This window comes from Nocardia sp. XZ_19_231 (assembly GCF_015355705.1).
In the GTDB taxonomy this organism is placed as follows: Bacteria; Actinomycetota; Actinomycetes; order Mycobacteriales; family Mycobacteriaceae; genus Nocardia; species Nocardia salmonicida.
The window spans coordinates 310624-324984 of the sequence record NZ_JACUZI010000003.1 but is presented as its reverse complement, the minus strand read 5'-3'; the positions used below and the strand labels follow the sequence as shown (position 1 = coordinate 324984).

Here is a 14361-nt window from a genome sequence, read left to right as displayed (position 1 = left end):
CGTGCTTCACCTCTTTACAATGCGAGTGTATTGAAAAGGAGGGTCCCATGCGCCCGATCGCTCAGCTCGCACGGTCGTTCGTTCGGCTCGAAGTCGATATCTGGGTGAGCCTCGCGCGGGCCGTCAGCCGCAGGCCGGACACCGGGGGCGGCACGCCGATTCGGTACGCGGGCGCGGTGTCGGCGGTCATCTGGGCGTTCATCGTGGTCAGCGCCGTGGAGATCCCGGCGGTTCACCTGATCATTCCGTGGCCCGCGGCGCGGATCGTCGCGCTGGGGCTCGGAGTCTGGGGACTGGTGTGGATGGCCGGGATGCTGGCCGCGCATCGCATGTATCCCCATGTGCTCACCGGTGAGCTGCTGCGCGTGCGCTACCTGCGTCGCGTCGGCCTCGACATCGCGCTGGCCGACATCGGGGCGATCCGGCCCGATCTGCGGGCCTACGACGGAGCAAAATCGTTGCAGCTCACCGGAACAGGCAACGAGACGCTCGCCGTGATCGTCGGTAATTCGACGAACGTCCGCGTCGTCCTGACCGAACCCGAGACCTTTCGCACCCCGCACGGCGACTTCACGGTGAGCACCGTCGCGTTCTGGGCCGACGACCCGCGGGCCGCGGTCGCGAAGATCCGCGCGGCGATGGTGGACCGAGTCTGAAGGTTCACCCCTGATCGGGCAGGGACAGGCGCGGTGGCCAGGTGCGCCAACCGGATTCGGCTACCAGGGCCAGCTCTTCGGGGCCGGTCGGGCGCCACAGTGTCGTGGTGTGCATGCAGGCACCGTAGTCGGGCCGGATAACCGGTGGCCAGCGGGTTTCGGCTCGGTTCAGTGGAAGGATTCGAGGCCGGTTACCCGGAGTAGGTCGAGGGCTGTGGCGGAGGGGGTGTGGGGAGGTGCGGAGTAGATGATGACGGTGTGGTCGGTGTCGGGGACGTGCATGGCGTCGCAGTCGAGGGTGAGGGCGCCGAGCTCGGGATGGGCGATGGTTTTGGTGAGGCTGTGCATGGCGCTGGAGCGGCCTTCCTGCCAGAGCGCCTCGAATTCTCTACTGCCGGTGCGTAGCTGGGTGAGCAGTCGGGAGAGATCCGGGTCGTCGGGATAGGCCGCTTTGACCGCGCGCAGGCAGCCGACACAGGCGGCGGCATTGCTCTCGGCCTCTTCCGGCGTCATGACGAGGCGGCCGACGCCGGAGCCGAGAAAGCGTTGCCACATGATGTTGCGCTCGGCCACGGGGATCGCCGAGAAATCACCGAACAGAGCCGCCGACAAGGGATTCCAGGCGAGGACATCGGACTTGGCGGAGAGCACGAGCACGGGCAGATCGGCCAGGCGATCCAGCAGTCGCAGCACGCTGGGCCGGATCACCATCGGAATCCTTCCTGCCTGCGGTGGTTCGGACCCGGCGAGCCGATAGACGAGATCGCGGTCGACATCGGTGAGGCGCAGCGCCCTCGTCAGTGCGCCGAGCACCTGCTCGGACGGTTTGGGTCCGCGACCCTGTTCCAGTCGCACGATGTAGTCGACGCTGACACCGGCCAGGTTGGCCACCTCCTCGCGCCGCAGTCCGGGCACCTGCCTGCGTGATCCGTTCGGCAGTCCCGCGTCGGCGGGGGTCAGCCGAGAACGCGCGGTGCGCAGTACCGTCGCCAATTCCGCTCTGTCCACCTCTCCCATGGTGCCGCAGGACGAGAGTGTGGGGGTGGTACCGCGAGTCCTATGCCGAGGCGGCACTGGAGGTCGGGCCGCACCGGCGGGAATCTGGACCCATGACAACAACGATTGCCTTGGTGACCGGGGCCAACAAAGGGCTGGGACGGGAAACGGTGCGCAGGCTGGCGAGCCAGGGGTGGCAGGTGTTTCTCGGAGCACGCGACACCGCGCGCGGCGAGCGAGCGGCGGCGGAGTTCACCGCGGCTGGGCTCGATGTTCGATTCGTCCCGCTCGATGTGACCTCCGACGACTCCGTCGCCGCGGCCGCGGCCACCGTACAGGCCACGGCGGGCCGCCTCGACGTGCTCATCAACAACGCGGCCATCGGTGGTCCGCGCATCGCGCCCTCCGAGACCGGGCCCGATGATCTGCGAGAAGTGTTCGAGGCCAATGTCTTCGGACCGGTTCGGGTCACCAACGCGTTCGTGCCGCTGCTGCGGCTGTCGGCGCATCCCCGCATCGTGATGGTCTCCAGCAGTGTCGGCACGATCGCCATGATCACCGATCCGAAATGGAGCGGTCTACTGCCACCGGCTCTCGGCTACCCGAGCACCAAGGCGGCGCTGAACATGATCACCGTCATGTACGCGAGCGAACTCGCCGAGATGAAGGTCAACGCGATCGATCCCGGCTACACCGCCACCGACCTCAACGGGCACAGTGGTTTCCAGACCGTCACCGAGGGCACCGATGCCATCGTCGCCGTGGCGACGGCCGACCGAGACGGTCCGACCGGTGGATTCTTCGACCGAACGGGCGCCGCGTCGTGGTGAGAGCGGGCGCCCTGCTCATGGCGGCGCTCGCGGCCGTCGGTATCACCGCCTACCTGATGAGAACGGAGAACCCAGTGGCACAACAGAAGACGAACACGGTGCTGTCGCTCGGCCTGCACCCCAGCGCCGTCGATTACTCCCACTACCCGCAGCTCGACGAAGCCACCCTGACCGCCCGCATCACCGCGGGTGAAACCGCCTTGCGCGAAGCAGGTTTTGACATCGTCACCTGTCAGGTCCCGGCCGATCCCGACGCGGCCGAAGCGGCGCTGCGCGAGTGCGCGGCGGGCAGGGAATTCCGGGTCGCGATGATCGGCGCGGGCGTGCGGATGGCACCCGAACACACCCTGCTGTTCGAGCGGCTGATCAATGTCGCCGCCGATCTCGCGCCCGGAATCCGCTTCTGTTTCAACACGTCTCCGGAAACCACGATCGACGCGCTGCGGCGCTGGGTCCAGCCCGGCTGATCGGCGAGAGCCTACTTGTGGCCGCCGCCGTGGTCGTGGCTGCACGTGTCGGTGCGGCGACCGTCGGCGCTCGCTTGGCCTGCGCCATGGCCTTCGAGCGCCGCGAACGGACCGCACTGATGCGGGGCGATCCAGACGTGGACCATCGGATTGCCCGAGCCGGGATTGATGGAGTTGGGCGGGCAATTGCCCTGGGCGTCGAGGACACCGGCCACCACGGGGCCGTTGTCGCCCGCCTTCCAGCACAGATTGTCGTGGACGTGCCACTGCATCAGGGAGCCGCCGAAGTCCACCAGGCTCGGGTCGTCGATCTTCTTGCCGTTGGCGATGTACATCGCCGAGACGAGGGTGCGGTTGGTTCCGTCGACCCGGTAGACCAGCGACTCCGGGTGGGTGGGGTCGAGGAAGTTGTTGTCGCGGATGTAGCTCATGTTGATGTAGTGCTCGTACCCGGTGGAGGAGTCGCCGATCGAGCGGAATCCCAGGGCGCCAACGGTATTCACGTCCGCGAACGCGGGCAGGCCGTCGAGCGTGCTGCGCACCAGGTTGGTCGCGCGCGACTGCTGGTCCGACGTCACATCGGAGACGCCCGACAGGTCGATCGGCTTCGTCGGATCCCACGGGCGCGGCCAGTTCGCATCGGTGCCGTGGTCGTCGCCCGCGGCGTGTGCGTGGTCGTCGCCCGCGGCGTGCGCGTGATCGCCCGCGTCGCCGTGACTGTGGACGTGGCCGACGCCGTTGAGCATCGCCGCCAGCGCGAGGACACCCACCGCCGCCGCCGCGATCCCCGACCGCATCGGCGGCAGGGTCGCGGTGGGCCGGAGCAGACCGATGCCCGCGGCGAGGGCGGCCAGCGCACCCAGCGCCGCGCACACGGTGTCGGCCACCTGCGGTGACTCCGCGGTCAACCCGGCGATCCACCCCACATCGGCGAACCGGGTGAACGCCCACACCGCGGCCGCGAACGCGTTCGTCGCGAGCATCGAACTCACGACGAGCTTGCGCTCACTCAGCAATACCGCCAGCCCGGTCGCGCACTGGATCGCGGCGAGCACCACCATCAGCCTGGCCAGCGTGGCGTGCTCGGTGTGCATTCCCGCCGCCATGAAGTGCACGGCGCCCGCCCCGACCGACGCGATCCCGCCCAATAGCAGGTATCCGTTACGTCCGTTCGCCATCCCAAGCTCCTGCTGTGTCTTCGGAGCGCTTGCGCGCTCGAGCGGGGCCCTTCGGGCCCCCTGATCTTCCCTCCCTCCGGGCACTCCTTCGTCGCACCCTCCACTCAGTCCAGATCAGGGCGGGCCCCTTGGGGGATTTCGTCGGACACTACCGGGGTTCACTGAGGCGCAGGTGACGCCCGGATAAGAGAACTCTGTGACCCACGTCTCGCCCGGAAACGACCGACGCCGGGTGGATCGCGATGATCCACCCGGCGTCGGTCGTTGTGCGAGGAGAACTACGTGGTCGGCTCGAAAGCCTCGCTGATGATCTCGGCCTGTTCCACGGCGTGCACCTTCGACGAACCCGAGGACGGGGCCGACATGGCGCGACGCGAGATGCGACGCAGGCGGCCGAGACGCTCGGGCAGCACCTCGGGGAGGTTGAGGCCGAAGAAGGGCCAGGCGCCCTGGTTGGCGGGTTCTTCCTGGACCCAGGCGATGTCGGTCGCGTTGGGGTACTTGGCCAGTGCCTCGTTGAGGCGGTACGTCGGGATCGGGTAGAGCTGCTCGATCCGGACGATGGCCACGTCTTCGCGCTTGTGCTTGGCCTTCTCCGCGGCGAGCTCGTAGTAGAGCTTGCCCGAGGTCAGCAGGATGCGCTTGACCTTGGTGGTGTCGCCGATGCCCTGCTCGTAGGTGGGCTCGTCGAACACCGAACGGAACTTCGACTCGGTGAAGTCCTTGACGTCGGACACCACAGCCTTGTTGCGCAGCATCGACTTCGGGGTGAAGACGATCAGCGGACGACGGATCCCGTCGAGCGCGTGGCGACGCAGCAGGTGGAAGTAGTTCGCCGGCGTGGACGGCACCGCCACGGTCATCGAGCCCTCAGCGCACAGCAGCAGGAAACGCTCGATGCGACCGGAGGTGTGGTCGGGACCCTGACCCTCGTGGCCGTGCGGCAGCAGCAGCACCACGTCGGAGAGCTGGCCCCACTTGGCCTCACCGGAGGAGATGAACTCGTCGATGATCGACTGCGCGCCGTTGACGAAGTCACCGAACTGCGCCTCCCACAACACCAGTGCGTTGGGGTTGCCCAGGGAGTAGCCGTACTCGAAGCCGACCGCGGCGTACTCGCTCAGCGCCGAGTCGTGCACCGCGAACCAGCCCGGATTCTCCGAGCCGATGTTGTGCAGCGGGGTGTACTCGACCGCGTTGACCCGGTCGATGATGACCGAGTGACGCTGGGTGAACGTGCCGCGACGCGAATCCTGACCGGTCAGGCGCACATCGTGGCCCTGGTCGATCAGCGAACCGAAGGCGAGCAGCTCGGCGAAGGCCCAGTCGACCTTGCCTTCGTAGGCCATCTCGCGACGCTTCTCCAGCACCGGCTTCACGCGCGGGTGCACGTTGAAGCCGTCGGGTGTGTTCAGGAACGCGTCGCCGATGCGTTGCAGCACCGACTTGTCGACCGCGGTGATGACGGTGGCGGGCACCTTCTGGTCGTCCTCGACCGACTCCGACGGCTCCGGAATGTACTTCTCCAGCTCGCGGACCTCGTTGAACACGCGCTCCAGCTGACCCTGGTAGTCGCGCAGCGCGTCCTCGGCCTCCTTCATGGAGATGTCGCCACGGCCGATCAGCGATTCGGTGTAGGCCTTACGGACCGAACGCTTGGTGTCGATGATGTCGTACATCTCCGGCTGGGTCATCGAGGGGTCGTCACCCTCGTTGTGCCCGCGGCGGCGGTAGCAGACGAGGTCGATGACGACGTCCTTGCGGAACTTCTGGCGGAAGTCGACCGCGAGACGCGCGACCCAGTCGCAAGCCTCCGGGTCGTCACCGTTGACGTGGAAGATCGGCGCGCCGATGAACTTCGCGATGTCGGTGGAGTACTCGGTGGAGCGGCTGTTCTCCGGCGCCGTGGTGAAGCCGATCTGGTTGTTCACCACGATGTGGATGGTGCCGCCGACACGGTAACCACGCAGGCCCGACAGGTTCAGCGTCTCGGCGACCACGCCCTGACCGGCGAACGCGGCGTCACCGTGCAGCATCAGCGGCATCACCGAGAAGCCGTCGGGGCCGTCGCCCTTGTCGAGCAGGTCCTGCTTGGCGCGGACCAGACCCTCGAGCACGGGGTCGACCGCCTCGAGGTGCGAGGGGTTGGCGGTGAGCGAGACCTCGATCTCGTTGTCGCCGAACATCTGCAGGTACTGGCCGTGCGCACCGAGGTGGTACTTCACGTCGCCGGAGCCGTGGGTGGCCGCCGGGTTCATGTTGCCCTCGAACTCGGTGAAGATCTTCGAGTACGGCTTGCCGACGATGTTGGCGAGCACATTGAGGCGACCGCGGTGCGGCATGCCGATGATGACCTCGTCCATCGCGTACTCGGCGCACTGGTCGATGGTGGCGTCCATCATCGGGATGACGGCTTCGGCGCCCTCGAGCGAGAACCGCTTCTGGCCGACGTACTTGGTCTGCAGGAAGGTCTCGAACGCCTCGGCCGCGTTGAGCCGGTTCAGGATGTACTTCTGCTGCGCGACAGTCGGTTTGACGTGCTTCTGCTCGACCCGCTCCTGCATCCACTTGAGCTGATCGGTCTCGAGGATGTGGGTGTACTCCACACCGACGTGGCGGCAGTACGCGTCACGCAGGATCGAGAGCACATCGCGCAGCTTCATCCGGTCCTGGCCGTGGAAACCGCCCACGTCGAAGGTGCGGTCCAGGTCCCACAGGGTGAGGCCGTGCTGGGTGACGTCGAGGTCGGGGTGGCTGCGGAACTTGTCCTTGACCAGGCGCAGCGGATCGGTGTCGGCCATCAGGTGACCACGGTTGCGGTAGGCCGCGATCATCTCGAGCACGCGAGCGCTCTTGTCGACACCGCGCGCGCTGATGTCCTTGCGCCAGCGGATCGGCTCGTACGGCACGCCGAGGCCGTGGAAGATCTCGTCGTAGAACTCGTCGGAGATCAGCAGGTTGTGAATGGTGCGCAGGAAATCGCCCGACTCGCCGCCCTGGATGATGCGGTGGTCGTAGGTCGAGGTCAGCGTCATCAGCTTGCCGACGCCGATATCGGCGATCCGCTCGTCGCTCATGCCCTGGAACTCGGCGGGGTACTCCATCGCGCCGGCGCCGATGATCGCGCCCTGACCCGGCATGAGGCGCGGCACCGAGTGGACGGTGCCGATGGTGCCGGGGTTGGTCAGCGAGATGGTGACGCCGGAGAAGTCGTCGGCACCGAGCTTGCCCTCGCGTGCCCGGCGAACCACGTCCTCGTAGGCCGCGTGGAACTGACCGAAGCTCATGTCTTCGGTTTCCTTGATGGCGGCCACGACCAGCGATCGGTTGCCGTCCTTGCCCTGGAGGTCGATCGCCAGGCCGAGGTTGGTGTGGGCCGGGGTCACCGAGTTCGGCTTGCCGTCGATCTCGGCGAAGTGGCGGTTCATGTTCGGGAACGCCTTGATCGCCTGCACGATCGCGTAACCCAGCAGGTGGGTGAACGAGATCTTGCCGCCGCGGGTGCGCGCGAGGTGATTGTTGATCACCAGGCGGTTGTCGATCATCAGCTTGGCCGGGATCGCGCGCACCGACGTAGCGGTGGGGATCGTCAGCGAGGCGGACATGTTCTTGGCGATGGCGGCGGCGGGGCCGCGCAGCACCTTGTTCTCCGGGCCGGTGGCAACAGCCTTCGGCGCGGTGGTGGTGGCCGGTGCGTTGGAGACCGGTGCAGGTGTGGTCTGCGGTGCGCGCACTGTCTTGGCGGCCGGAGCCGGAGCGGGGGCCGGGGCCGGAGCCGCGGCGGGCTTCGGCGGTGCCGTCGCTACCACGGCCTTGGGAGCCGGGGCCTTGGCGGTTGCCGCCTTGGGTGCTGCGGCTGTCGCGGGAGCGGCGGAGGCGACCGGTGCCTCGCTGTTACCGGAGTCGGTAGCTTCCGGCGTGTAATCCGCGAGGAACTCGTGCCAACTCGCGTCGACCGAGGACGGGTCCTGTTTGAACTTCTGATACATCTCGTCGACTAGCCACTGGTTCTGTCCGAACTGGGAAGTTGAGCTGCTCACAGCTGGTGTTCGCCTCATTTCGTTCTTCGCGCTGCGACGTTTGTGACGTGCCCGGCAGGGGTATCAGCGGATGGCTGCCGATGCGCCCGCACCGAGCATATGCCCAGCGGTTGACAGGCGTCGCTACCGGTCTTGGGTCGACACTATGCCCTCTGCCTCGGTGCCCGCCGCCCAGAGTCGGGAGTAATGACCGCTACTGGTGAGTAGGTCCGACGGTGCGCCGAATTCCACGATACGGCCCTGCTCGACCACCGCAACCAGGTCGGCGCGCGCCGCGGTCGCGAGCCGATGCGCGACCACGACGGTGGTCCGGCCTCGCGCCAGCGATCGGCTCGCTACCAGGACCGATGCCTCGGTTTCCGGGTCGAGGGTGGAGGTGGCCTCGTCGAGTACGAGCAGGTCTGGATCGACCAGTTCGGCCCTGGCCAGCGCGATCAATTGGCGTTGGCCTGCGGAGAGCCCGCGCCCGCGTTCACCGACCGGATGGTGCATTTTCCTGGGTAAACCGTCGATCATCTCCGTCGCACCGACGTTGTCGGCGGCGATCGCGATGTCCACTGATGTGGCAAAAGTTTGCCCGAATGCAATGTTGCTCGCCACGTCGCCGGTGAACAAGTGAACTTCTTGCGGCACGATTCCCAGCCGCTTGCGGTACTCGGCGAGCACATAGTGACGAAGATCGACACCGTCGACCCGGATCGCGCCCGCCGCCGAATCGGGCGGAAGGTCGTAGAGGCGGGCCAGCAGCTTCACGATCGTCGATTTGCCCGCGCCGGTCGGGCCGACGAGTGCCAGGGTCGCGCCGGGAGGGACCGCGAAGCTCACGCCGTCGAGGGCGGGCGCGCTCGCACCCGGGTAGTGGAAGTGCACGTCGTCGAAGACGATCGCGCCGTGCAGCCGGTCGACGGAAATCGCGTCGGGTGGGTCGGCGGCGATCGACGACGTGGTGCGCAGCAGCTCGCCGATGCGCCGCAGCCCGACTCTGGCCTGCTGGTAACCGTCGAAGACCTGGGACAGATCCTGGATGGGACTGAACAGCAGGCCGAGGTAGAGCACGAAGGCCACGAGCGTTCCGGTGGTCGTGCGACCGTCGGCGACGGCGTTGGCGCCCAGGTAGACCACGACGGCCAAGGCCAGGTCGGCCCAGGCGAGGCCGAAGGAGAAGTAGGCCGCGATCGCGCGCTGAGCGCGGATCCTGGCATCGCGATAGCGGTGGGAGTACTCGGCGAAGCGCCGCGCGGCGGTCGGCTCGTTGCGGGCGGCCTGCACGGCGCGCAGGCCCGCGATGTTCTCCTGGAATCCGGCATTGACCACCGAGACCCGCTCGCGCGAGACGGTGTAGGCCACCGAGGACACCCGCCGGAAGGCCAGGGTGGCCAGCACCATCGGCGCCACGGCTACCAGGACGACCGCGGCCAGTCCGGCGTCGATGAAGAACAGTCCGATGGCGACGCCGATCAGGGTGATCAGCGCGACCAGCCCGGTGGCGACCCCGGTTTGCAGGAACGTCGAGAGCGCGTCGACGTCGGTGGTCATCCTGGTCATGATGCGGCCGGACAGTTCACGTTCGTAGAAGTCCAGCCCGAGCCGCTGCAACTGGGCGTAGCTGCGCACCCGCAGCCCGAACAGCACTCGCTCGCCCGTGCGCGCGGTGAGCACGGTGACCGCGGCGCCGACCACCAGGCCGACCAGCACGAGACCGATCCCGATCACCGCCGAGACGACGAGCGCGGTGTCGTCGCCCGCGGTGACGCCGGTGTCGATGGCATAGCGGACCAGCGGGGGGAAGGCGATGGCGAGCAGGGCGTCGACGGTGAGCAGTCCCACGACCACGCACACCAGACCGCGGACCGGGCGCAGCAGCGCGCGGAGCCCGAAATCGGGTTGGGGTGCGCGCAGGTCGCCGGGCAGCGCGGGGTCTTCGGTGGCCGGTGGCAGGGTGTCGACCGCCGCGCGTAGTTCCGGCGTCTCGCTGAGGTCGTTCGACGCCGACGACATCGACCGTGGTCGGCCGGCGTCGCCGAGGGATTTCGTCATCGTGGCATCGGTCGGCACCACCGATCCGGTGGGCGCGGGCAGCCGGATGACGCGGTCGGCCTGGGCCAGGGTCGATTCGCGGTGCGCCAGGATCAGCGTGGTTCGGCCGCCCCGGTCGGGCAGTCGGCGGAAGATCTCGGCCTCGGTGACGGCGTCGACCGCGGAGGTGGCGTCGTCGAGCACCAGCACGCGCGGCCGGGTGAGCAGCACTCTGGCCAGGGCGATGCGCTGACGTTGTCCCCCCGACAGCGTCAGCCCGCGTTCGCCGATCACGGTGTCGTAGCCCTCCGGCAGCGCGCCGATGAACTCGTCCGCGGCGGCGGCCGTCGCGGCGGCGGTGATCTCGGCATCGGTGGCGTCGGGCTTGCCGAGCGCGATGTTGGCGGCGATGGTGTCGGAGAACAGGAACGGATCGTCGAAGACGACACCGACCGCGCCGCGCAGCTCGTCGGCGCGCAGGTCGGCCAGGTCGACCCGGGCGCCGTCGATGCCGACGAGGTTGATCCGGCCCGCGTCGGGTGCGTAGAAACGGGGCAGCAGCAGCGAGAGCGTGGACTTTCCCGAGCCCGCCGGACCGATCACCGCGACCGTCTCACCGGGTCGCACGGTGAGATCGAGTTCCTGCAGGACCGGTTGGTTGGCCTCGAAACCGAAACTGACAGCATCGAATTCGATCCCGAGTGGTCCCGGCGGCAGTTCGGCGGGGTCGTCGGGATCGACGAGTACCGGCGCCGCGTCGATCACCCCGAAGACCCGGTCGACGGCGGCTCTGGTGAGTTGAGCCATGATCACCACCGAGGTGATCGTGCGCGCCGAGGACGTCATCGTGGCGAGATAGGCGGTGAACGCGAGGAAGGTGCCGATGCCGACCGCGCCGTGCGAGGCCAGCACCCCGCCGACGATGATCACCGCGACCAGCCCGGCCTGCGGCAGCGCCGACACCACCGGAGCGAACCTGGCGTTGATCCGCGCGGCGCGCATCCGCTCGGCGAACAGCAGACGACCGTGGTCTTCGAGGATGTCGACCATTCGGGATTCCTGCCCGAAGCCCTTCACCACCCTGACTCCGGTCACCGTCTGCTCGACGTGTTCGGCCAGGTCGGCCGCGCGCTGCTGCGCCGACCAGGTCGCCGCGTAGAGCCGGGGCCGCATCCGCAAGACGATCAGCGCCATCGCGGGCGCGACCAGCAGGGCGGCCAGCGCCAGCGGCGGACTCAACCACACCATCACCACCGCCGACAGCACGAACTGCAATACCGCCAGCCCCGACCACGGCACCATCGCCAGCAGCCCCTGCACGAGCTGTAGGTCGGTGATCGACCGCGACACCACCTGCCCGGTGCGGATCGCGTCCTGCCCGGCGCCGTCGAGCCGCTGGAGGGCGGCGAGTAGCGAAATCCGAAGGCTGTGTTGCACTTCCAGCGACAGCTTGCCCGCCCAGAGTCTGCGCGCGAAGGTGACGACGAACCTGGTTACCGCCAGCCCGGCGAGCAGGGCCGCGGCACCGCCGATCACCGCGGTGTCGCCCACCTGGGCGGCGTCGACCGCGCGTTTGGTGGCCAAAGGCGCGGCGATCGAGACGGCGGCGCCGCCGAGCACCGACACCGCGATGCCGGCCAGCAGCCGAGGGTGTTCCAGGCACAGGCGCCACAGCCTGCGGATCCACCCGTCAGAACCCGTGGTCGCGGGCACTACAGGTCTCGGTTGCGCAGGTCCCACCACCCGAGGGCCCCGACTGCCGCTGCCCACAGCACCAGCACCACCAGTGCCGCCGGTGTCGGCGCGAAGACCTCGGCCTCGGCGAACGAGCCCGCGCTCACTCCGGCCACGGTGGCCGAGACGGGCAGTATCGCGGCGAATCCGCCCGCGCCGAAGCCCTTGGCCACCAACCAGATCAGCGGTTCGAGCGCGAAGGCCCAGCCGAGCACCAGCCACACGGCGCCGCTGAACGTACGCAGCAGCAGCCCGATTCCGGCGCCGAGCACCGCCCAGCACATGGCGACGAGCAGCCCGGCGGCGAGCACCTCGAACAGTTGCAAGCCGAGTTCGAATTTCCCGCGTGCCGCGACCAGCAGCACCAGAAAGCTCACCAGCTCGGCGGCCAGCGCGAGCGCGAAGGCGAACGCGGCGGTGGCGACATACTTCGCGGTGACCAGCCGATCGCGATCGGGCGCGAAGAGCACGGTCAGCGCCATGGTCTTGTGCCGGTATTCACCACCGGTCGAGGCGATGCCGAGCAGCGCGGCGACCACGAAGACCGCGATCATCCCGAGGTAGAGACCGATCGTGGCGGCACCGGTGGCGGGCTGACCCTTCGGATCGGCGGGTCCGGACATGATCGCGGTGATCAGCGTGCCGACCAGCGCCACCGCCACCGGCGCCGCCAGCAGCAGCCGGGTCTGGCGCAGCGCGACGATCTTGCGCGCCTCGGTGTCGATACCGGGAACGAGATCGGCGGGGATCACGGAGGTCATCGGGGCATCCCATACGAGGTCGGTGCCGGGGCGTACGCGGCGGGATTCGGCGTGGGCACGGTGTGGCGGTGGCGGCGCGGTTTGGTCAGCGAGGCGAGTACCCGATCGGGGTGGATGGGGTCGGCGACGATGCTGCCGAGCCGGACCTGCGCGAGCTCCGCGATCGAGCGGATGGTGGCCTCGCTCGCCTCGGCGACGGCCAGGCGTCCGTCGGGCCGCATGACCGCGTCGGTGAACCCGTGACCCGCCAGCGCGGTCGCCAGCGCGATCGACGGGGACGCGGCGACAACGAGCCGGTCGGGATGGCCGCGGCGGAGCTTGGCCGGTGTGCCCTGCCAGACGACGGTGCCTTCACTGAGCACCACGAGTTGGTCGGCGCTCGACACCACATCGCCCAGCGCGTCCGAACTCGCCAGCACGGTGCCGCCGCGGTTCGCGTGGCGGCGCAGCAGATCGTGCAGCCAGCCGCGTTCGATGCCGTTCGCACCCGCGAACAGATCGTCGAGCACCAGCAGCGGGGGATCGGCCAACAACGCCATCGCCAGGGCCAGACGCGTCTGCTGACCCGGATGAAGCTGGGCCACAACGGTTTCGGTGACGGCGGTGAGTCCCGTCTCGTCGAGCACCGCGGCGACCCGGCGCCGCGACGCTCCCGCGACCGGCGCGTAGCTCCACAGCTGATCGCGCACAGTCCGCGCGGGGTGCAGTCCGCGCGGACTCAGCACCGCCCCGACTGCGGCGGGACCACGGTCGGGGCCCTCGATACTTCCCGTGGTCGGCTGCCCGAGCCCGAGCACCATCCGCAGCACCGTCGACTTGCCCGCGCCCGTCGGCCCGACGAGCGCGGTGACCGAACCCGCCGGCACGGCGAAGTCGATCTCGTGGACCGCGCTCACCGGACCGAACTGCTTGCCGACGCCACGCACCAGCACGGCATCACCGCCGCGGGGATTGCTCACTTCTTGTTCACCTTGCCGGTGCCGATCGCGGGCAGCGGATCGGCGTCGATCACGTTGTGCAGCGGGGTGGGCCACATCGCGGGCGCGGGCCCGAAAGCCTTGTGCGCGTTCTCGATCGTGACCTTGCCCAGCGCCCGGTTGCCCGCGCCACCGATGGCGGCGCCGATTCCGGCGGGCAGCACTTTGCCCGCCATCAGCGCGACCCGCTTGGTGATGAACCGCTTCATGAACTGTTGCAGCAGTTTGCTGTTGATTGCGCCGAGACCGGGGACGCTGCCCGCCAGCTTGCCCGCCCAATTCTTCGACTGGGTGCTGAGCCCCTTCTGCACGATCGCCATTCCGGCGTCACCGAGCACGACCGCGAGCACCAGCGCGCGCCGGGCTTCCTTGTCTGCGGGCTCGATGCCGTGCACCGCGGCCTGGGCCAGGGTGAACAGGGCCGACGCCTCCATGAAGAACACGGTCTCCGCGCTGACGGCCCCGAGCGCGGCGATCGTGCCGATCCCGGGTACGGCCGCGGTGGCGCCGACCGCCGCACCGCTGCCGGTGACGGCGAGCAGGTACTGCTTCTCCAACCGCGCCACGATCTGCGCCGGATTCTCCCTGGGATGACGCTCACGCAGGAACTCGACATAGCGGCGCACAGCAGGCGCCTGCAGCTTGGACCCGGTGTCGAGCACATCGACCACGGCTTTTTCGATCGCGTTCTTGAACACGGCGTCGT

The 14361-nt window shown here is 68.5% G+C and carries 10 protein-coding genes; 3 read left to right on the top strand and 7 right to left on the bottom strand.

Going from position 1 to position 14361, the window contains the following annotated elements; translation table 11 throughout:
- The first annotated feature begins 47 nt into the window (after window positions 1-47).
- Complete coding sequence (locus IBJ82_RS14710; RefSeq protein ID WP_194826485.1) at window positions 48-656, top strand: hypothetical protein; 609 nt, start codon at window positions 48-50, stop codon at window positions 654-656.
- A gap of 168 nt (window positions 657-824) precedes the next feature.
- Here the strand turns inward: IBJ82_RS14710 and IBJ82_RS14705 are convergent, their stop codons facing one another.
- Window positions 825-1664: a helix-turn-helix transcriptional regulator gene (locus IBJ82_RS14705; RefSeq protein WP_194826484.1), complete on the bottom strand. Its 840-nt coding sequence runs from the start codon at window positions 1662-1664 to the stop codon at window positions 825-827.
- A gap of 101 nt (window positions 1665-1765) precedes the next feature.
- On the opposite strand from IBJ82_RS14705, the gene IBJ82_RS14700 reads away from it, so the two are divergent.
- Entirely contained in the window at window positions 1766-2482 is a 717-nt protein-coding gene (locus IBJ82_RS14700; protein WP_194826483.1) for an SDR family NAD(P)-dependent oxidoreductase, read from the top strand.
- Window positions 2476-2949 (top strand): hypothetical protein, encoded by a 474-nt coding sequence (locus tag IBJ82_RS14695; RefSeq protein ID WP_228537136.1) that lies wholly within the window; start codon window positions 2476-2478, stop codon window positions 2947-2949. Before IBJ82_RS14700 ends, IBJ82_RS14695 begins: the two co-directional genes overlap by 7 nt.
- An 11-nt stretch (window positions 2950-2960) precedes the next feature.
- Here IBJ82_RS14695 and IBJ82_RS14690 read toward each other — a convergent pair whose 3' ends face one another.
- The 6 genes from IBJ82_RS14690 to IBJ82_RS14665 all read right to left on the bottom strand — a co-directional run bounded on the left by IBJ82_RS14690 (window position 2961) and on the right by IBJ82_RS14665 (window position 14353).
- Window positions 2961-4127, bottom strand: a complete 1167-nt coding sequence (locus IBJ82_RS14690; protein WP_194826482.1) for a hypothetical protein — start codon at window positions 4125-4127, stop codon at window positions 2961-2963.
- 278 nt (window positions 4128-4405) lie between these two features.
- Window positions 4406-8185 carry a multifunctional oxoglutarate decarboxylase/oxoglutarate dehydrogenase thiamine pyrophosphate-binding subunit/dihydrolipoyllysine-residue succinyltransferase subunit gene (locus IBJ82_RS14685; protein WP_194826481.1) on the bottom strand — a complete coding sequence of 1260 codons (3780 nt, stop codon included), beginning with the start codon at window positions 8183-8185 and terminating at the stop codon, window positions 4406-4408.
- 105 nt (window positions 8186-8290) lie between these two features.
- On the bottom strand, window positions 8291-11896 hold the full coding sequence (locus tag IBJ82_RS14680) for an ABC transporter ATP-binding protein (RefSeq protein ID WP_370585309.1): 3606 nt from the start codon (window positions 11894-11896) through the stop codon (window positions 8291-8293).
- Window positions 11896-12678, bottom strand: coding sequence for an ABC transporter permease (locus IBJ82_RS14675; protein ID WP_194826479.1), 783 nt, complete (start codon window positions 12676-12678; stop codon window positions 11896-11898). Before IBJ82_RS14675 ends, IBJ82_RS14680 begins: the two co-directional genes overlap by 1 nt.
- Window positions 12675-13637 carry an ATP-binding cassette domain-containing protein gene (locus IBJ82_RS14670; protein WP_194826478.1) on the bottom strand — a complete coding sequence of 321 codons (963 nt, stop codon included), beginning with the start codon at window positions 13635-13637 and terminating at the stop codon, window positions 12675-12677. Before IBJ82_RS14670 ends, IBJ82_RS14675 begins: the two co-directional genes overlap by 4 nt.
- Window positions 13634-14353 (bottom strand): hypothetical protein, encoded by a 720-nt coding sequence (locus IBJ82_RS14665; RefSeq protein ID WP_194827149.1) that lies wholly within the window; start codon window positions 14351-14353, stop codon window positions 13634-13636. Before IBJ82_RS14665 ends, IBJ82_RS14670 begins: the two co-directional genes overlap by 4 nt.
- Between the last annotated feature and the right edge of the window lie 8 nt (window positions 14354-14361).

Excerpts from the sequence above, each read along its gene's own strand:
- IBJ82_RS14710 (WP_194826485.1), top strand. The coding sequence starts at position 48 with ATGCGCCCGATCGCTCAGCTCGCACGGTCGTTCGTTCGGCTCGAAGTC.
- IBJ82_RS14700 (WP_194826483.1), top strand. The coding sequence starts at position 1,766 with ATGACAACAACGATTGCCTTGGTGACCGGGGCCAACAAAGGGCTGGGA.
- IBJ82_RS14690 (WP_194826482.1), bottom strand. The coding sequence starts at position 4,127 with ATGGCGAACGGACGTAACGGATACCTGCTATTGGGCGGGATCGCGTCG.
- IBJ82_RS14685 (WP_194826481.1), bottom strand. The coding sequence starts at position 8,185 with ATGAGGCGAACACCAGCTGTGAGCAGCTCAACTTCCCAGTTCGGACAG.
- IBJ82_RS14675 (WP_194826479.1), bottom strand. The coding sequence starts at position 12,678 with ATGACCTCCGTGATCCCCGCCGATCTCGTTCCCGGTATCGACACCGAG.